At 63.9% G+C, this 18,679-nt stretch carries 19 protein-coding genes; 8 read left to right on the plus strand and 11 right to left on the minus strand.

Going from position 1 to position 18,679, the window contains the following annotated elements:
- Positions 1–94 precede the first annotated feature (94 nt).
- The 4 genes from ACFE70_RS12065 to yihA form a co-directional block, all read right to left on the minus strand.
- On the minus strand, positions 95–1,174 hold the full coding sequence (locus tag ACFE70_RS12065) for a saccharopine dehydrogenase family protein (protein ID WP_375418000.1): 1,080 nt from the start codon (positions 1,172–1,174) through the stop codon (positions 95–97).
- Positions 1,175–1,272: 98 nt separating this feature from the next.
- The gene (locus tag ACFE70_RS12070; protein ID WP_375418001.1) at positions 1,273–1,860 is read right to left on the minus strand and encodes a DUF5606 domain-containing protein; all 588 of its coding nucleotides are present in this window, start codon (positions 1,858–1,860) and stop codon (positions 1,273–1,275) included.
- A 98-nt stretch (positions 1,861–1,958) separates the two neighbouring features.
- Complete coding sequence (locus ACFE70_RS12075) at positions 1,959–2,453, minus strand: TonB family protein (protein ID WP_375418002.1); 495 nt, start codon at positions 2,451–2,453, stop codon at positions 1,959–1,961.
- Between the two features lie 62 nt (positions 2,454–2,515).
- Positions 2,516–3,181: a ribosome biogenesis GTP-binding protein YihA/YsxC gene (gene yihA, locus ACFE70_RS12080; protein WP_375418003.1), complete on the minus strand. Its 666-nt coding sequence runs from the start codon at positions 3,179–3,181 to the stop codon at positions 2,516–2,518.
- 418 nt (positions 3,182–3,599) lie between these two features.
- Here yihA and ACFE70_RS12085 point away from each other — a divergent pair, with 418 nt between their 5' ends.
- From ACFE70_RS12085 to ACFE70_RS12100, 4 genes are all read left to right on the plus strand, one after another.
- On the plus strand, positions 3,600–5,828 hold the full coding sequence (locus ACFE70_RS12085) for an OmpA family protein (RefSeq protein WP_375418004.1): 2,229 nt from the start codon (positions 3,600–3,602) through the stop codon (positions 5,826–5,828).
- A gap of 179 nt (positions 5,829–6,007) precedes the next feature.
- Positions 6,008–6,736, plus strand: coding sequence for a bifunctional demethylmenaquinone methyltransferase/2-methoxy-6-polyprenyl-1,4-benzoquinol methylase UbiE (gene ubiE / locus ACFE70_RS12090; RefSeq protein ID WP_375418005.1), 729 nt, complete (start codon positions 6,008–6,010; stop codon positions 6,734–6,736).
- A 47-nt stretch (positions 6,737–6,783) separates the two neighbouring features.
- Positions 6,784–7,518 carry a porin family protein gene (locus tag ACFE70_RS12095; protein ID WP_375418006.1) on the plus strand — a complete coding sequence of 245 codons (735 nt, stop codon included), beginning with the start codon at positions 6,784–6,786 and terminating at the stop codon, positions 7,516–7,518.
- A 157-nt stretch (positions 7,519–7,675) separates the two neighbouring features.
- Positions 7,676–8,422, plus strand: coding sequence for an SDR family NAD(P)-dependent oxidoreductase (locus ACFE70_RS12100; RefSeq protein ID WP_375418007.1), 747 nt, complete (start codon positions 7,676–7,678; stop codon positions 8,420–8,422).
- Between the two features lie 289 nt (positions 8,423–8,711).
- Here the strand turns inward: ACFE70_RS12100 and ACFE70_RS12105 are convergent, their stop codons facing one another.
- A complete protein-coding gene (locus ACFE70_RS12105; protein WP_375418008.1) occupies positions 8,712–9,359 on the minus strand; it encodes an alpha/beta hydrolase in 648 nt (215 codons plus the stop codon).
- A gap of 257 nt (positions 9,360–9,616) precedes the next feature.
- The gene (locus ACFE70_RS12110) at positions 9,617–10,111 is read right to left on the minus strand and encodes a cytidine deaminase (RefSeq protein WP_375418009.1); all 495 of its coding nucleotides are present in this window, start codon (positions 10,109–10,111) and stop codon (positions 9,617–9,619) included.
- Between the two features lie 151 nt (positions 10,112–10,262).
- Between ACFE70_RS12110 and ACFE70_RS12115 the strand changes: the two genes are divergently transcribed.
- From ACFE70_RS12115 to ACFE70_RS12125, 3 genes are all read left to right on the plus strand, one after another.
- Positions 10,263–11,612: a saccharopine dehydrogenase family protein gene (locus ACFE70_RS12115; RefSeq protein ID WP_375418010.1), complete on the plus strand. Its 1,350-nt coding sequence runs from the start codon at positions 10,263–10,265 to the stop codon at positions 11,610–11,612.
- A gap of 205 nt (positions 11,613–11,817) precedes the next feature.
- Positions 11,818–12,804 (plus strand): hypothetical protein, encoded by a 987-nt coding sequence (locus tag ACFE70_RS12120; protein WP_375418011.1) that lies wholly within the window; start codon positions 11,818–11,820, stop codon positions 12,802–12,804.
- Positions 12,805–12,948: 144 nt separating this feature from the next.
- Positions 12,949–13,644 (plus strand): ATP-binding cassette domain-containing protein, encoded by a 696-nt coding sequence (locus ACFE70_RS12125; RefSeq protein WP_375418012.1) that lies wholly within the window; start codon positions 12,949–12,951, stop codon positions 13,642–13,644.
- A gap of 16 nt (positions 13,645–13,660) precedes the next feature.
- On the opposite strand, the gene ACFE70_RS12130 is transcribed toward ACFE70_RS12125, so the two are convergent.
- The 5 genes from ACFE70_RS12130 to ACFE70_RS12150 all read right to left on the minus strand — a co-directional run bounded on the left by ACFE70_RS12130 (position 13,661) and on the right by ACFE70_RS12150 (position 17,571).
- The gene (locus ACFE70_RS12130) at positions 13,661–14,404 is read right to left on the minus strand and encodes a tRNA1(Val) (adenine(37)-N6)-methyltransferase (protein ID WP_375418013.1); all 744 of its coding nucleotides are present in this window, start codon (positions 14,402–14,404) and stop codon (positions 13,661–13,663) included.
- Positions 14,405–14,436: 32 nt separating this feature from the next.
- The gene (gene rnhA / locus ACFE70_RS12135) at positions 14,437–14,904 is read right to left on the minus strand and encodes a ribonuclease HI (protein ID WP_375418014.1); all 468 of its coding nucleotides are present in this window, start codon (positions 14,902–14,904) and stop codon (positions 14,437–14,439) included.
- A gap of 157 nt (positions 14,905–15,061) precedes the next feature.
- Positions 15,062–15,622, minus strand: a complete 561-nt coding sequence (locus tag ACFE70_RS12140; RefSeq protein WP_375418015.1) for a MarC family protein — start codon at positions 15,620–15,622, stop codon at positions 15,062–15,064.
- Between the two features lie 183 nt (positions 15,623–15,805).
- Positions 15,806–16,864 carry an aminotransferase class V-fold PLP-dependent enzyme gene (locus ACFE70_RS12145; protein ID WP_375418016.1) on the minus strand — a complete coding sequence of 353 codons (1,059 nt, stop codon included), beginning with the start codon at positions 16,862–16,864 and terminating at the stop codon, positions 15,806–15,808.
- Positions 16,865–17,121: 257 nt separating this feature from the next.
- Positions 17,122–17,571 (minus strand): type II 3-dehydroquinate dehydratase, encoded by a 450-nt coding sequence (locus ACFE70_RS12150; RefSeq protein ID WP_375418017.1) that lies wholly within the window; start codon positions 17,569–17,571, stop codon positions 17,122–17,124.
- 154 nt (positions 17,572–17,725) lie between these two features.
- Between ACFE70_RS12150 and xerD the strand changes: the two genes are divergently transcribed.
- Entirely contained in the window at positions 17,726–18,625 is a 900-nt protein-coding gene (xerD, locus tag ACFE70_RS12155) for a site-specific tyrosine recombinase XerD (protein WP_375418018.1), read from the plus strand.
- Positions 18,626–18,679 lie beyond the last annotated feature (54 nt).

Raw genomic sequence — 18,679 nt, forward strand, 5'->3', positions numbered from 1 at the left:
GCAGCGAAGGACCTTATCCCCGCAGAACGAGGCAGTAATTGATAGTTAGTGCTTGTTCTAACTTGATAAGGTCCTTCACTCCGCTGCGCTGCGTTCAGGATGACGGACGTTTCCCTACCCCCTCTACCTCCTCAAACCCCTTCACGCCCGGCAGCTCCCGCACCAGCCCGGCGCCGTAGCACCTGGCGGGCGTCTGGAAGCCGGGCTGATAGTCGCCGCGCAAGACTTTCTCGGTGATGTGCAACGCGGCGAGCACCGTCAGGGTGTAGCCTTCGGGGCCCGACAAGCGAGCGGCCACGCGGCGGCCCTGCTTGTCGGAGACCTCGCCGTAGAGCTGGGTGCGGCCCTGGGCGCGCTGGGTGGCGTCGGGGCCGCCGGCCGGAATACGGCCCTGCAAAAACCGCTGCACGGGCCCACTGCTCAGCAAGCCGCCCGCGTAGCGGCTGGCGCGCAGCAAGGCCACGGCCGAGGGCGACGCGGCCATGAACACTTCCACATCCGGGATGCCGGTCGAGTAGAAGGCCGTCGCCACGTCGCCCCAGGGAATAGTGACGGCCAGCTTGGGGCCGCTGCCAAAGTCGATATGCCGGGTTTTCCAGGCCGGCGGCGTAGGGATGAGGGCGCCGTTGCGGCGCACGGTGCCGCCCGCGCCGGCGCCCAGCAGCATGGTGGCCTGCGTGCCGTGCGAGATGCCCACCCCCAGCCCCCGAAACGCGAGCGTAAGGCGGTTGGCCGTGGGCAGCCGGTCTTTGAGGTGGCGGGCCAGGCAATCCGAGGGCACCACGTCGAACCCCACGCCCGGCAGCAGCAGGATGCCCGCCGCCCGCGCCGCCGCATCGTGCCCGGCCAGCGCCTCAAATACGTCTATCTCGCCGGTGATATCGAGGTAGTGGCAGCCCGTGCGCAGGCAGGCCGCCACCATCGGCGCTGAGGTGTGGGCAAACGGCCCGGCCGCGTGCAGCACGCAGGCCACCTCGCCCAAAACCGTGTCGAGCCGCGCCGCATCGTCCAAGGCGCAGGCGCGCCAGGGTAAGTCCAGCGCCTCGGCCAGCGCCCGCACGGCGGCGGCATTGCGCCCGGCCAGGATGGGGCGCAGACCGCGCCGCACGGCTTCGCGGGCCAGCAGCTCGCCGGTGTAGCCGGTGGCCCCGTAGAGCAGGAAGGTGTCGTTCATAACCGGTAGCTCAGCAGCTAATTATAGATGGGCAGCGACAACGAAAAAAGGCCACTGCGGCAATGGCAGCGGCCTTTTTAATTTCTATAAAGTCGAAACTACTCTGCCTCTTTGCGGCTTTTCTTCGCGCCCGTCTGCGTCACTTCGGGGTCGCCGGTGGGGGTAGGCTCGGGGTCCAGCTCACTGATGATGCCGCCGGTGCTCAGCGGCTCGTCGGCGGTGGGCTCCGCGGTGGCGGGCGCCTCGGGGTTGGTCAGTGCCGACTCCGGTTCCGAAGCCGCCTCCTGAGCCTCCTGGTAGGGGCGGTGCTGGCTGACGAGCGAGTACCAGGTAACCAGCTTCTTGATGTCCGACTGGTACACCCGTTCGCGGTCGTAGTCGGGGATGATTTCGGCCAGGAAGCTGCTCAACTCACTTTCGCCGGACTTGGCCGACACGGGCAGAGTCGGGCCGTGCTGCTGATGAATGCGCTCAAACACCTCCGTGAGCGGCACGGTCACGTCGGGGTCCTCGGTATAGATGGAAATCTCACTCAGCAAGGACACTTTGTTTTTGGCCGGGGCCAGCGTGCGCACGGGCCGCTCGGCCAGGCTCTCGACCAGCACGCCGTGGTGGGCCGGGCGTAGCAGGCGGTGCAACCCCGGCATTCCGCTGATGGCGGCCAGCTCTTTTAAATCGTAGGGCATCTTTTACAGTGAACAGTTATCAGTGAGTAGTGAACAGGTTATCAGAAGCAGCTAAAACGATACTGTTCACTGCTCACTGATAACTGTTCACTGAAAGTTTATTGCGTCGTATTCGCGCCCGTCACGCCGAGCTTGAAGTTGATAGGCAGGCTGGTGAGGATGGGGTATTCAGGCTTCTTGAACTTGAGTTGGCGCACCACGCGCAGGGCCTCTTCGCCGGTGCCGCCGCCGAGCTGCTTGACCAGCTTGACGCCGCTCATCGTGCCATCGGGGTTGAGCGTGAAGCTCACAATGCACTGGCCTTGAATACGATTGCGCTTGGCCAGCAGCGGATATTTCAGCTCCTGCGCGATGAAGGCGTACATGGCCTCCTGCCCGCCCTCGTAGTACTCGGCTACCGGAATGGTCTTGCCCACGCTGCTGATGCCGGTGCCTTGCTGGGCCGCCGGGCGCGCCTCAGCCGTTTCGGACTGGGCGGGGGGGGTAGGGGCGTCGGTTTTGGTTTTCACCTTGACCTTGGTTTGGGCCTGCGCCGCCGAGGCCGCCACCAGCATCAAACTAAGAGTCAACGCGGGAAAAAGTGTCTTTTTCATGTATTTAAAGGGAGAAAAGGCAGAACTACCAAAGCGCCAGCCCTTTCAATTACGGGGCCAATCTACGCAGAAGTGCCGGTTTGGCCGGCTTCGGCGGCGGGAGGGGGGGTAGGAATTTCGGCCGCCTGCGCGGCCAGCTCGCGGTTGACGTCCCCGATGAAATCGAGCAGCTCATCGCGGCCCAGACCGGTTTCGGCCGAGGTGAGGAAGTAGCGCGGCAGCTCGTCCCAGGTTTCGCTCATCTTCTTTAAGTAAGCCTGCACTAGGTCGTGGGTGCGGCTGGCCGACTGCTTGTCGGTTTTGGTGAACACCATCACGAAGGGCACGCCCTCGGTGCCGAGCTTGGCCATGAACTCCAAATCGACGGCCTGCGGCTCGTGGCGCGAATCGACCAGCACGGCTACGCAGGCCAGGTTCTCGCGGCGCCGCAGGTAGAAGTTGATCATCCGGGCCCACTCGGTGCGCGACTCCTTGCTGACGCGGGCGTAGCCGTAGCCGGGCAAATCGACGAGATACCACTCCTCATTAATGAGAAAGTGGTTGATGAGCTGGGTTTTGCCCGGCGATTGCGACGTTTTGGCCAGGCCCTTGCGCTGGGTGAGCATGTTGAGCAAGGATGACTTGCCCACGTTGGAGCGGCCAATGAAGGCGTATTCGGGCAGGGTTGGGGCCGGGCACAGCTCCACGCGGGTGTTGCTGGTGACGAAGCGGGCGTCGCGGATGAGCATGGGGAAGCAAAAGAAACCAGAAGGACGAGACCAAAAACAGAAGAAACGCAAAAGTAATGGGTTACCCGGCGGCCCGACCGGTATATAGCAAAGGGCTGAAACCGGATTTTGCCACCTGCCTTTATATTTGCGCGCTTTGGCCGCGGCCGCAAAAGCCGCTCAACCGGGCCCTTAAGCCGGGCAACGGCGTAAATGGTGGCTGCTTGGTCGTCAAGGAGCAAAAGACCTATCTTTGCCCGGTTCGGTGCGGCGGCCCGGCTTGAAAAACCAGCTTGTCGGCACCGAAGCTCAACCCTAGACTTGCTTTTAAGTATAAGACGCCCACTAGAACTTTTGCTGCCCCGCCCGTCTGAATTCTCGTAGGCCTCCGGTCCTGCTCTTCCCTTCGCCATTTCTTTTTTACCCAACTCTTCCTCCAATGGACAACTTATCCAGAAGGTTACTGCAAGTTTCCTGCGCCTTCGCTCTTACGGCGGCCGTGGCGCAGCCCACGCTAGCCCAAAGCACGCGCAAGCAGCTCAAGGCCGCCAACAAGTTTTTCGAGCAGGAGAATTACCGCGCGTCCATTCCGTATTACGAGCAGGTGCTGACCAAAGACCCCAACAACGCGCAAGCGCTGTTTCGGGCCGGCATCTCGTACCTCGCCTTTGACAAGGAAAAGGCCAGCGACTACATCTATAAGGCTCAGCGGCTTAAGCCTAAGGTGTCGAAGGACGTGGAGTATTACCTGGGCCGGGTTGACCACCTGAACTACAACTTCGACGAGGCCATCACGCACTACCAGGCCTATAACGCCACGCTTAAGAAGAAGAACGACACCCGCCGGGAGGAAGTAGCCCAGCTGATTCAGCACAGCAAGGACGCCAAGGTGCTTTTCAACACGCCCAAGGACATTTTCGTCAAAAACCTGGGCCCGACCGTGAACACGGCCTACGCTGAGCACAGTCCGGTTATCTCGTCAGATGACAAAACGCTGATTTTCACCTCGCGCGGCGAGAACGTGGTGGGTGCCGACGGCAAGAAGAAAGGCCTGGCCGCCGATGGCGAGTACTACGAGGACATCTTCGAGACCAAGCGCATCGACGACGACAACTACGAGAAGCCCCGCTCGCTGAGCGGCGTGCTCAACGGCAAGGGCCACGACAGCTCGACCCAACTGTTCGACAACGACAGCAAGCTGCTCATGTACCGCAACGACAACAACGGCGACATCTTCGTCTCCGATAAAGTCGGCGGCGAGTGGACGGCGCCCAAGCCGCTGAACGGCAACATCAACTCCAAGTCCTACGAAGGCGACGCCTACATCACGCCCGATGGCCGCACGCTGTACTTCGCCACCGGCAAGTACTCGGAGGATGGCACGCTGGACCTCTACTACGCCACGCGCGAGGGCAATGGCGATTTTGGGACGCCCAAGAGCCTCGGCGCCGCCATCAACACCAAGTATGACGACGACAGCCCGTACGTGAGCAAGGACGGCAAGACGCTGTACTTCAGCTCGCGCGGCCACAACACGATGGGCGGCTACGACATCTTCAAGTCGGAGTACGATAGCGTGGGCCGCCGCTGGGGCCGGGCCGAGAACATGGGCTATCCGGTGAATACGCCCGACGATGACTCCTACTACCGCCTCGCGCCGGATGGCTCCTACGCCTACCTCAGTTCGTACCGCATCGGCGGCTACGGCGAGAAGGACATCTACACGATTAACTACATCAAGAACGCCAACATCCGCGGGCAGGTGTTCTCGGCGCGCGGCGACAGCACGCAGGTGATTCCGGGCGTCGAGCTGGTGTTCAGCGGCACGCAGGCCGACAAGACGCCGCTCAGCTACCGCGACGTGACCAAGCAGGACGGCGCCTACGGCGTGACCGTGCTCTCGGGCCGCACCTACCAGGTGGCGGTGAGCAAGGATGGCAAGAACATCGAAACCCAGGAGTTTGCCGTGCCGAACTCGTTCAACGACTCGACAACTATCACGAAGAACTTCTACGTGAACTACGTGGATACGACGAGCCTGGCGGCGGCCAACCTAGGCAGCATCTACTTCGATACCGACAAGTACAAGCTGCGCCCCGAGGCCATCACGGTGCTCAATGACATCAGCGCCCGCCTCAAGGCTAATCCCGGTTTAAACATCTCGATTGAGGGTCACTGCGACTCGCGCAACACCGACGAGTACAACCAGGTGCTGGGCCAGAACCGCGCCGACGCCGCCCGCCGCTACCTCACCCGCAACGGCATCGCCGAGAGCCGCCTGGCTACGGTAAGCTACGGGGAGCGCCGCCCGGCCGCCCCGAACGACTCGCCGGAGAACATGCAGCTCAACCGCCGCGACGAAATCCGCGCCGTGCTGCCCGAGCCAGCTCCCGCCCCGCAGCCGGCCGCTACCAGCGCTCCGGCTCCGGCAGCGGGCGATACCGCCGCTCCGGCTGCTGCGCCGCTGGTTCCCGGCAAGAGCAAGGTTATCATGTCGGATGGCACGAAGGTGAAAACCAAAGTGGACGAGGATTCCGATAAGGTGAAGGTAAAAACCAAAGGTGCTAACAACGAAAAGTCGAAAACCATCACCAAGGATGGGGAAATCGACTCGAAAGCCAAAGATGCTGATGGCCAGAAAGACAAGGTGAAAACCAAAGTCGAGTAAGCGTAAGCCATGCTAAACGGGAAGCGGGCCGGACATTTGTCCGGCCCGCTTTTTTGTGGGGGGTAGGGAATTGCAGCGCGCAACCTCTTTCGCTTGTGCGTCACGATTAACAAATACCGGCCGGCGGCGTTTGCACTGCACACTTTTTCCGGGGATAGTCCCGTTCTTTGCCCACTCCTATGGCCGTTGTCCCCTACAAAGAAGATTCTGCCGACAAGAAATCGCAGGTCGCGCAGATGTTCAACAGCATCGCTGGCAAGTACGATTTCCTCAACCACTTCCTCAGCGCCGGCACCGACATCTACTGGCGCCGCAAGGCCGTGAATGAGCTGAAAAGCCTGCGGCCGGCCCGCATCCTGGACATTGCCACCGGCACGGCCGACTTCGCCATCGAAACGCTGCGGGCCGCCGCGCCGGACGCCACCATCACCGGCATCGACATCTCGGAAGGAATGCTGGAAGTCGGGCGCCGCAAGCTGGCCGCCAAGGGCCTGAGCCACCGCATCGGGCTGGAGCTGGGCGACTCCGAGAACCTGCCCTTTGCGGACAATGAGTTCGATGCCGTGACGGCCTCGTTCGGGGTGCGCAACTTCGCCCACCTCGAAAAGGGCCTCGCCGAAATGCGGCGGGTGCTGCGGCCGGGCGGCCAGCTCGTGGTGCTGGAGTTCAGCAAGCCCACTGCGTTTCCGCTCAAGCAAGCCTATAACTTTTACTTCCGCCGGGTGCTGCCGGGCCTGGGCAAGCTGATTTCCCAGGACCGCGCCGCCTATTCCTACCTGCCCGAATCGGTGCAGGCCTTCCCCGACGGCCCCGACTTTCTGGCCATCCTGGCCCGCGTCGGCTTTACTGACCCCGCATGGCAACCCCTCACTTTCGGCATCAGCTCGGTTTACACGGCCCGCAAATAGCTTCGCGGCGCCCGGTTTTTTCTTTTCAAAATAGTGTCTCCCGTGGGTTGCTGCTGGCCCTGGCCCTGAGCTTGCCGCTGGCCGCCCAGGCCCAGCGCAAGCGCAGCAAGGACATCAACCGCGGCAAAAACGGCATGGTCAAGAGCGTGACGGTGGATAACCTGCCGGCCTACAACAACCGCTTTTTCCGGCCCGGCTTCTACATCGCGCTCAGCAACTCCCGGTTTCTGGTCGAGCAGTCGGCCACCTACATTCAGCAAAGCAACCTGGCGGCCAATGCCATTAATAGTCCCAGTGGGGGGGTAGGGTTTATCGGCGACATTCGGCTCGGACCGCCCAGCACGCCGTTTCACCTGCGCTTCGCGCCCGGCGTAAGCTTCCTCACCCGCCGGGTCGAGTTTGAGAGCCTGGGCGGGCCCAATGACACTCTGAACACCCAGGAAGTGGGCACCACGCAGCTGGAGCTGCCCCTACTGCTCAAGTATCAGTCGCAGCGCCGCCGCAACACCCGCGTGTATTTCATCGGCGGCGTCAAGCCCAGCCGCACCGTGGGCACCCGCCTCAACGACCCGCTGCGCAACCAGGTGCGCCTCAGCAAGCAGGACCTGACGCTGGAATATGGCTTCGGGCTGGACTTGTTCTACCCCCTGTTTAAGTTTGGGCCGGAGCTGCGCTTCTCGCACGGCCTGCGCAACCTGCTCACGCCCCGCCCCGACGGCTACAGCCAGCGTTTGCAAAGCTTAAAAAGCAACACGGTGACGCTGTACCTGAATATTGAGTAAAATTTCTTTCTGTCATGCTGAGCGGGCGAAGCATCTTCTCACGCCTAAACGACGCGGTAATCAAAAGCCACTGCTCGTTCTACGGGGGGAAGATGCTTCGCCCGCTCAGCATGACAGGTATAAACAAGAAACTGCCAGCTAAGAAGCCGCTCACGACATGAAGACCGCTTTCATCACCGGCGCCTCGTCGGGCATTGGCCGGGCCACGGCCGTAGCGCTGGCGCAGGCCGGCTTTCAGCTCATCATTGCCGGCCGCCGACCGGAGCGGCTGGCCGAGGTAGCGGCCGAGGTGGCGCCGACGCCGGTGCACAGCCTGACCTTCGATGTGCGCGAGCAAGCCGCCGTGGAGGCCGCCATCAATTCCCTACCCTCTCAGTTTCAGCAAATTGATGTGCTGATTAACAACGCCGGCAACGCCCACGGGCTGAGCCCGATTCAGGACGGTGACCCGGCCGATTGGGACCGGATGCTCGACGGCAACGTGAAGGGCCTCCTCTACGTGAGCCGCGCCGTGCTGCCGCTTATAGGCGAGGGCGGCTTTATTATCAACATCGGCTCCATTGCCGGGCACGAGGCGTATGCCAACGGCAACGTGTACTGCGCCAGCAAGGCGGCCGTGGCCATGCTCACGCGCGGGATGCGGCTGGATTTGCTGCCCCGCGGCATCCGGGTGGCCGAAGTGAACCCCGGCGCGGTCGAGACCGAGTTTTCGCGGGTGCGCTTCAAGGGCGACGAGGCGCGGGCCAGTAAGGTCTATGAAGGCTTCGAGCCGCTACAGGCGCAGGACGTGGCCGAGCTGATTCAGTTCATGGTGACGCGCCCGGCGCGGGTGAATATCGCGGAGGTGCTGCTGCTGCCCGCCGCGCAGGCTGCCGCGGCTACCATTCGCCGGGCGGGCAGTTAGGGCAGTTTGCCGGGCGAGCGGGGGGTAGGGATTTGCCCGGCCCGACCCCTAATCAGCGGCCGGTTTACCGGCATCGCCGGCGAACCGGCCGCTTTCGGCTACCCAGTTCCTGATGCAGAGACGCCGCTGAAGCGCCGGTCACGCACCGCTTCAGCGTGAAGCAGGGGGGTAGGGATTTTCGGATTGCTATGAAGTTGAAGCCGGCAGCCGGCTGGTGCGCGCCCTGCAGGGGACGCTTGCCGGCCGGCTTTGCGCATTTTGGTAAAATGAACCGGACCGCCCGGCGGCGCTACCGCGCGGCCAGCTGCTGCAACACCCCCGCGTCCAGCGTGTGCTTGCCAGCGAATTGAATTACCTCCGGCTCGACGCCCAGCTTTCGCAGAAAAGCTTGCTGGACCCGCACTTGCTCGGCGCCGACGTACTCATCCTGCTCGCCTACCACCAGCGTCACGGGCAGGCCGCGCAGCAAGCTGGTGGCCACCGTAAAGTCCATATCGTCGGGAAAGGCGCCGGCCCAGAGCACCAGCCGCGTCGGCCGAAATGCCGCCCGGCTCAGCCAGCGGCTGGCGGTGGCGGCGCCCTGCGAAAAGCCCAGCACCGTGATGGCGGCGCGCGGCGCGGCGCTCAGCACCGGCGCGCCGAGCTGGTTGAGGTAAGCCACCTGGTCGTCGATTTCGCTCAGGCGGTCTTCGCGTGTCATCCAGGAGGCGCCCACGCGCCCGCCGTTGCCGCTGAGGTAAAAGCGTGAAAGGCCCTCGGGCGCAAGGACGACCAGGGCCGGGTCGGCCGCGGCCAGCGGCGCGAAGTGGCGCAGGAAATAAGCCGCCAGCTGCCCGTAGCCGTGCAGCACAAACCACACCCGGCGGGTAGCGGGCGTCAGCTCATTGAGCTGGTAGTAGCGGGCGCTGCGGGCCACGATAAGGTGGTGTTCCGTCATAAGGAGGGGGGTAGGGAAGTAGAATAGGCGGTCGAAGCTCCCCTCCTTTTTCAAGGAGGGGACGTTTCAGCGCAGCTGAAACTGGGGTGGTGCGCGTCGTTGAACAGCAAAGCAGAACGAGGCTTCGGCTGAATGCAGAGGTAGGAAATTAAATAACTCTTCTTCCCAATCGTTCAACGGCGGGCACCACCCCAATTTTGCCGGCGGCAAAATGTCCCCTCCGTAAAAAAGGAGGGGAGTTGGTCGTTCTGCTGGCCTCACTGCCGGGGCGGCAAATCGGCGGCCGAGAAGTGAAAGGGCAGCAAATCGCCGACCGAAGCGAAGCGGTAAATCTGGCCGGCCGGGCCGGGCAGCAGCAGCGGAATGAGCTGGCCCTGACGCAGTTCATACTCCACCATCACCTGCCGGCAGGCACCGCAGGGCATGGCCGGCCCGAAATCGCCGCCCGCCGGCCGACCCGCCACGGCCATACCCACGATGGGCGCGGCGCCCGGCTGGCTGGCGGCCAGCCCAAACAGGGCCGTGCGCTCGGCGCAGAGGCCGGAGGGGTAGGCCGCGTTTTCCTGGTTGGTGCCGGGAAAGATTTGCCCATCGGCCAGCAGCAGCGCGGACCCCACCCGGAAGCCCGAATAGGGCGCGTAGGCGTGGGCCGTGGCGGCGCGGGCGGCCTGCCAGGTGCGCAGCTCGGCCGGAGTCAGGTCGGCCTCGGAGGCGAAAACATCGACGGTGAGCGTGAGCCGGAGCAGTTGCAAGGTGAATGAGGGAATGAGTGACTTGGTGTGGGAAGCAGTGGGGAAAGGTAAGAGAGCTGGATTGGATTTAACACCAGTCGCCTACCCCCCGTAAGGACCGCGCATCCGCTGGGCTGACGTTCTTTGCAGTTCCACGTCACCACGTCACCGCATGTCCCGCCTCCTGCTGCTCGGCGCCGGCCGCTCCGCTTCCTCGCTGCTTCAGTACCTGCTGCGCCACGCGCTCACCGAGCGGTGGCAACTCACCGTGGCCGACGTGAGCCCCGCCCACTTGGCGCCGGTGCTGGCCGCCCACGGCTCCTACGCGCGCGCCGTAGCCTTTGATAGCCAGGATGAAGCGCGGCTCGATGAGTTGGTGGCCACGCACGACATTGTGATTTCCATGCTGCCGGCCGCGCTGCACCTGCCGGTGGCCCACGCCTGCCTGCGGCACCGGCGCCACCTGGCCACGGCCTCCTACGTGAGCCCCGCCATCCGGGCGCTGCACGACGAGGCCGCCCAGGCCGGCATTTTGCTGCTGATGGAGTGCGGCCTTGACCCCGGCCTCGACCATATGTCGGCCATGCAGGTGATTGATGACATCCGCGGGCAAGGCGGGCGGCTGACGTCGTTTAAATCGTACTGCGGCGGGCTGCTGGCGCCGGCCTCGGAGGGCGACAACCCCTGGCGCTACAAGTTCACCTGGAACCCGCGCAACGTGGTGCTGGCCGGGCAGGGCCCCGCCGCTCAGTTTCTGGACAATGGCCGGCTGCGCGTCATCCCGTATCAGCACCTGTTTGCCCGCGCCGAGACCCTGACCGTGCCCGGCGCCGGCCCGCTGGAAGCCTACGCCAACCGCGACTCGCTCAGCTACCGCGCCCCCTACGGCCTCGACGGCATCCCGACTATTCTGCGCGGCACCCTGCGCCGGCCCGGCTACTGCGCCGCCTGGCAGGCGCTGGTGCAACTGGGCCTGACGGATGACAGCTTTCGCCTGGGCAACGCCGCCACCCTGAGCTGGCCCGCGCTGCTCGAAGCTTTTCTGCCCGCGCCCGCCGCCCCGCACTTCGACCTGCCCCTGCGCCTGAGCCAGTACCTGCACCTGGCGCCCGACAGCCCCGAAATGGGCCGCCTGCACTGGCTGGGCCTGTTCTCGGAAGCGCGCACCGTGGGCCTGGCCGATGCCACGCCGGCCCAGCTGCTGGAAAAACTGTTAACCGAAAAATGGGCCCTGAGCCCGGCTGACCACGACCAGATTATCATGCAGCACCAGTTTGAGTTTGAGCTGCACGGGCAGCGGCACCGCCGCACCGCCTCGCTGGTCGTGACCGGCGCCGATGCCACCCACACGGCGATGGCCCAAACCGTGGGCCTGCCCCTGGGCATGGCCGTGCGCCGCTTGGCGCAGGGCTTGGTGGCGCAGCGGGGGGTAGGGATTCCGGTAACGGCCGAGCTATACGAGCCGATTCTGGCTGAGCTGGCTGCCGATTACGGCATCGCCTTCGTGGAGCAGCAGGGGTAGGGCAGGGAAGTAAGAATCAATAATTTAGAATTAAGAATTAACAAGAGCGTCATGCTGAGCGCAGCGCAGCATCTGGTGTGCAGCATTAATTCAAATGTTTGAACAACGATTGGATTACTACCCGCCCGAGATGCTTCATCCCTGGCTTGATGCGCCACATGCTCAGCATGACGCTCTTGTTAATTCTTAATTCTAAATTTTTTAAATGCCATCCATCCCTACCCCCCTCCTCGCTTACCTGCGCTTGCGGGCCCGCGTCGTGAGCCGGCAGCTGCGCGAGCTGGGCTGGTGGCGGCTGGTGCTGCTGGGTGCGCTGCTGCTCGCTTTTGCCGGCGGGGCCCTGCGGCAGGCAGCCCAGCACCCGCGCGGGCAGTGGGCCGTGCCGTTGGTGCTGCTCGGCTTGGTGTGGTCGGCCCACCGGCGGCGCCCCGACCTGGTCTTTCTGCGGGCGGCCGGGCCGGATTTTCGCCTCGGGCTGGCGGCCGAGTATGCCCTGCTGGCCCTGCCGGTGGCCGGGGCCCTGCTGGCGCTGGGAGCGGGGGTAGGGGCCGGGCTGCTCACGCTGATTTTGCCGTCACTGGCGGCGCTGGCCGGCCCGGCGCGGGAGCGGACGCCCAGGCTGCGCCGGCCGCGCAGCCTGTTTCGGAGTGAGGCTTTCGAGTGGGTGAGCGGGATGCGGGGGGTAGGGGGCGGACTGTGGTGGCTGGCCTTGCTGGCGGGCGCGCTCTGGCAGCACGCCACGCCGCTGGGCCCGGTGCTGGCTCTGGCCGGCTGGCTGCTGGTGGTGCTCTCCTGCTACGGCACGCCCGAGCCGGCCACCATGCTGCTGCTGGCGGCGCGGCGGCCAGAGTCGTTTTTGCGGCGGCGGCTGGTGCTGGCCCTGGGCTACGCCGCGCTCACGGCGGCGCCCTTTGGCTGGCTGCTGGCCACGAGCCCTGCCGGACCGGGCGCGGCGGGCGGCGCGGCGGGGCTGCTGCTCGTGCTCACGGGCCTGCTGATTCTGATTAAATACGCCTTTTACCCCAACGGTTTTCTGATTCGGTTTTCGCAGGGCATCGTCATCGGCTTCGTGCTGAGCCAGCCCGGCAACCCCGTTTATCCGCCCCTGCTGGCGGCGCTGCTCGGTGGGCTGCTGTGGCAGAGCCGGCGGCGGCTGGGGCAGTTCCGGTATGATGAGGGGGGTAGGGAATAAGAACAAGGTAGAGACGCGACACTTCGCGTCTCTACGCAGAGGGAGGGGTAGGGTAATCAAATCATCGGGATTCCTGCGCCCCTCGCCACGCGAAGAGACGCGAACTGTCGCGTCTCTTCATTATACTAACTTATTGTCAATTAAATGATTGAAATTCTAAACCTGCGCAAAGCCTACGGCGCCCAGCAGGTGCTGCACGGCGTGGACCTGGCGCTGCGGCCCGGCACGGTGCACGGGCTGGTGGGCGCCAACGGCGCGGGCAAAACCACCCTTATCAACTGCCTTTACGGCCTGGAAACCGACTACCAGGGCACCGTGCGCGAAACCACCGGCCGCGGCCTGCGCCAGAGCACCGGCCTGCTGCCCTACGAGCCCTACTTCTACCCCCGCCTGACGGGCCGCGAATACGTGGAATACTGCCTGCAAGCGCGGGGCCGGCCGCTGCTGAGCCTGGCCGGCTGGAACGAGCTGCTGGAGCTGCCCCTCGACCAGTACGCCGACGACTACTCGGCCGGAATGCGCAAGAAGCTGGCGCTGCTGGCCCTGCTGGTGCAGGACTTCCAGTACCTGATTCTCGACGAGCCCTTCAATGGCCTGGACCTGAGCACCAACCTGCTGCTCAAGGAGATGCTGCGCCGGCTGCGGGCGGCCGGCACCGGCATTCTGCTCACCTCGCACCTGCTGGGCCCGCTGCTGGAGCTGGCCGATGAGGTAACGGTGCTCGTGGCCGGCCGGGTGCAGCGCCACTACCGGGCCGCCGAGTTCGGCACGCTGGAAGCCGACTTGCTCGACACGCTGCACCAGGACAAGCTGCGCCGGCTGGCCCAGCTGCTGCCCTAACCGGCAGCTGCCAGGGTTAAAGCGCCAGGTAGAACCCGCCCAGCAGCGCCCGGAACGCCGCCGAGTAGCCGCCCGCCTCGTCCTCAATAGCCAGTTCCTGCATCCCTACCCCCTCGCCCGTCGCCAACCCGCGCCCGAAGGCCGCGATGTGGCGCTTCACCGGCCCGCCCGGCCGGTGCCGCACCCGTAGGTCAGCTTGCAGCGCCAATTCCCGGCCCGCCCCTACGGCCTGAAACTGTCGCAACTCGGCCGGAGGCAGCAGCAGCGTGAGCCGGCCGTTTTCCGTGAGAAATCTCGCCGCGAAATCGGCAATTTCTTCGAGCGTGAGCGAGGCGGCCGTCGCGTGCCGAGCCAGCCGCCGCCCTACCCCCGCCGAGAGCAGCGACTGCCGAAAAAACGGCGGATTGCAGATAATATGGCTGAATTGCTGGTCGGCGCCCGGCCCGGCCCGGCGCGCGGCAAGCTCGGCCAGGCTCAGCGGCCACACCCGCACGCGCCCGGCCCAGGGGCTGGCCGCCACATTGGCCGCTGCTTGGGCAGCGGCAGCTTCGTCAATTTCGACAGCCTCAATCTCGACGGTGGGATGGCGCTGAGCGGCCATCAGGGCCAGCAAGCCGGTGCCGGTGCCGATATCGAGCAGGCGCATGGCGCCAGCCAGGTCTGTGGCGCCGCCGAGCAGGCAGGCGTCGGTGCTCACCTTCATGGCGCACTGGTCTTGCTCAATGCGGAACTGCTGAAACTGGAAGTAGTCGTTGGGCACGGGCGTTGGGCACGGGACAGGGGGTAGGGACGCTACCGCGCCGGGCTGGCTAGCGCCTCGTAGCCCTCATCCACCAGCAACCCCTTACCGAGCGCGCTTTGCACGGCTAGCTGGTCGCAGCGCTCATTTTCGGGGTGGCCCTGGTGGCCGCGCACCCAGTGCCAGCGCACGCTGCGCTGGCTGTATATTTTGAGGAAGCGGCGCCAGAGGTCCTCGTTGGCTTTCTTGGCAAAATCGGGCTTCTGGGCCCAGTTGAACACCCATTTTTTCTCCACGGCGTCGATGACGTATTTCGAGTCGGAGACGATGAGCACGGGCAGCTCGGGGCGGGTGATGGCTTCGAGGCCGACGATGACGGCCAGCAGCTCCATACGGTTGTTGGTGGTGAGGCGGAAGCCCTGGGTCAGCTCCTTTTCGTGGGCGCCGTAGCGCAGAATGGCGCCGTAGCCGCCGGGGCCGGGGTTGCCGCGCGAGGAGCCGTCGGCGTAGAGGTGAATCATGGGGGTAGGGGCTTGGGGTAGGAAAGAACGTCATGCTGAGCGCAGCGGAGGGAAGCATCTCGGCTGCGTAGTAATCAAGCTTAATCAGACGATTGAATTAGTGCCGCGAGCGAGATGCTTCGCTGCGCTCTGCATGACGTTCTTTTCCTACCCCCCGCTAAAAATTCGTCTTGAACAGCTTGATGGCAATGGCCAGCAGGATGACGCCGAATACGCGGCGCAGAATGTCCTCGCCGGCCTTGCCCAGCTTCCGCTCAATCCAGGGGCTGGTTTTGAGCACCAGGTACACGAAAGCCAGGTTGACGACGATGCCGACCAGCACGTTGGGCAGCGAGTAGGCAGCACGCAAGGAGAGCAGCGTGGTCATGGTGCCGGCGCCCACGATGAGCGGAAACGCCAGCGGCACGATGGAGCCCGTGGAGGCCATGATGTCGGATTTGAACAGCTCGATGCCCAGAATCATCTCCATGCCGATGAGGAAGATAATGATGGCGCCGGCCAGCGCGAAGCTCTGATTATCAACGCCGAACAAGCTTAAAATGCTTTGGCCCACAAACAAAAACACAATCATCAGAACGCCCGCCACCAGCGTGGCCTGCTCGGATTTGATGCGCCCCTCGCGCTGCCGGATTTGGATGATAATGGGGATGGAGCCCACGATGTCAATCACGGCGAAGAGCGTGAGCGTGACGGAAAGGATTTCCTGAAGCGAGAACATGGGGTGTGGGGTAGGGAATCACGAGCAAAAAGGGACGTCATGCTGAACGCAGTGAAGCATCTCGCTCGGGTAACTAACTCAATCGTTGCTTACCGCTAATTACTATCCCCTGCGAGATGCTTCGCTCCACTCCGTTGCGCTCCGCATGACGTTCTTTTTTACATGACCGCCTTTTAAATTCAACTACAGCTTAGCGAACAGCTGCACGAGCTGCTCCATCGCCGCATCGGGCACGGCGGGGAAGTTGGCGATGCGCAGGCTCGTGGCTTTGAGCGGGCCGTAGCCGGAGCCCAGGTAGAGGCCGGCTTCCAGGGCCTGGCGGCGCACGTCCTCAATCTGGGGGGCGGCGCCTTGCAGGGCGAGCACGGTGGTGGAGCGGGTGTCGGGGTTTTCGATGAGGGGCCGCAGCGGGCCGGCCTGCTCGAAAAAGCTGTAGAGCTTGTCGGCGCGGTCGACGAGGTGGTCGTGGACTTCGCGGATGGGCGCGCGCTCAGCCATGAGGCGGCCCAACACGTAGATGGCCAGCACGTTGGGCGTGTGGGTCTGCTGGAAGTTGAGCATCTTGGCAATCTGCTCACTCAGCGAGTTGTAGTGGGCGCGCTCGTTCACCTCGCGCACGCGGGCCACGGCGCGGGGCGAGAGCAGCAGCACGCTCAGGCCGGCCGGCATCCCGAAGCACTTCTGCACCGAGGCAAACCAGATGTCGGCCCGGATAAACTTGAGGTTCAGGCCTGCCATCGACGACGTGGCGTCGACGGCCAGCAGGCTGCTGCCTACGCGGTTAGTGAGGTTGAGCAGGTAGGGGTCGCGCAGCTGGGTGGCGGTGCTGGTTTCGTTCTGCGTGACGCAGACCAGGTCGGTTTCGTCGGAGTTGAAGGGCAGGGAATTGACGTCGGGCAGGGCTTCGAGGCCAAATTCCAGGCCCGTGGAGGTCGGCCGCTGGGCCTGGGCGTAGGTCAGCCACTTCTTGCCAAAGTCCCCATTGTAGAGGTGAAACGAGCGGCGCGGGGTCAGGCTTTGGGTCAGCACTTCCCAGCACTCGGTGGCCGAGGACAGGAACAGGACGGTGTAGTCCTGCGGGATATTGAGCTTGGCTTTGAGGTCGGTGACGGTCTGGCGCACCATGCCCGTAAACCGCTCGGAGCGGTGCGGCACCGACACCCAGCCTTCATCAAACGCATCTTGCAAGTAGCCGCGCACGGCCGGATAAACGGCCGCCGGGCCGGGATTGAACGTGTACATGGGGGCAAAGGTAGGGGAGGGGGGTAGGGAAGTGGAACAACCAACTCCCCTCCTTTTTTAAGGAGGGAACGCTGACGCGCAGTGGCAACTGGGGTAGTGCCCGTCGTGGAACGAGGCGTGAACAGGGTTTAGCGCATCGGTCAAGTAAGGCTGTTCAAACCTTGTTCAACGACGCGCACCACCCCAATTTTGCCGGCGGCAAAATGTCCCCTCCTTAAAAAAGGAGGGGAGTGGTCGTTCTCCTCCCTACCCCCCCTCTACCGCCGGAAGCCCACCGGGCGCCGCTCCCGGCTCTGGAAATACTGTACGGCCAGGCGGTAGCTTTCAAGCCCGAAGCCCGAGATGGTGCCCACGCAGTGCCGCCCAAACAGGCTTTTCTGCCGGAAATATTCGCGCGCGGCCAGGTTGGTGAGGTGCACCTCCACCACGGGCACCTCGATGGCGGCCACGGCGTCGGCCAGCGCCACGCTGGTGTGGGTGAGGCCGCCGGCGTTGAGCACGATGCCGGTGTGGGCCTCAAATCCTATTTCGTGGAGCTTATCCAGCAGCACGCCCTCGTGGTTGGTTTGGAAGGCTTCGAGGGTCAGGTCGGGGAAGGCTTCGGTGAGTTCGGGCAGGTAGAGGTCGAAGGATTTGGTGCCGTAGAGGGCGGGCTCGCGGCGGCCGAGCAGGTTGAGGTTGGGGCCGTTAAGGAGGTAAACTTTCATCTTTGGAAACAAGTGGGAAGGACAACAAAGAACGTCATGCTGAGCGGAGCGAAGCATGACGTTCGGTTGGCTTGATTACTTCCCCGGGCGAGATGCTTCGCTCTGCTCAGCATGACGTTCTTTGTTGTCTTTTCCCTACCCCCTCATCCACTCAATGACCTGGCCCGCCGCTATTCGTCAGTTTGAAGGCTACCTGCAACTGGAAAAATCGCTCTCGCCCAACTCCGTCGAAGCCTACGCCCGCGACGTGCGCAAGCTCCAGCAGTTTCTGGAAATGGAGCGGGTAGGGGCCAGTCCCACGCAGGTCACCACGCGGCTTTTGCGCGACTTTCTGGCCACGCTCACCGATTTGGGCCTCGGCGCCACCTCGCAGGCGCGCACGCTCTCGGGCCTGAAGGCATTCTTCAACTTCCTCATCATGGAAGACTTGCTCAAGCTCGACCCGACCGACACGCTCGAAGCGCCCAAAACCGGCCGCCACCTGCCCGACACGCTCAGCTATCCCGAGGTTGAAACCCTGCTCGGCGCCATCGACCTGAGCACTGACGAGGGCCTGCGGGCGCGGGCACTGCTGGAAGTGCTGTATTCTTCGGGCTTGCGGGTGAGTGAGCTGACGGATTTGCGCCTCTCGAACATCTACGCCGACCAGGGCTTTATAAAAGTGCTCGGCAAGGGCAACAAGGAGCGGCTGGTGCCCATCGGAAGGGAAGCGCTCAAGCACCTCAACTTCTACCTCAGCGGCGTGCGCGGGCACTTGGACATCAAGCCCGGCTCCGAAGACATCGTGTTTCTCAACGCCCGCGGCTCGCAGCTCTCGCGCATCACGGTCTTCACTACCATCAAGAAGCTGGCCGAGCGCGCCGGCCTGCGCCTGAGCATCAGCCCGCACACCTTCCGCCACTCCTTCGCCACCCACCTTATCGAGGGCGGCGCCGATTTGCGGGCGGTGCAGGAAATGCTAGGTCACGCCTCCATCACGACCACCGAAATCTACACCCACCTCGACCGCGACTACCTGCGGCAGGTCATCACCGAGTTTCACCCGCGCAGCTAGGGGCCGCGCGGGCTTACAGCGGACCGCGCCCCGGAAAGGGTAGTCCGAAAAGGG

Origin of the sequence: uncultured Hymenobacter sp., assembly GCF_964243305.1 — a bacterium.
Taxonomy (GTDB): Bacteria; Bacteroidota; Bacteroidia; order Cytophagales; family Hymenobacteraceae; genus Hymenobacter.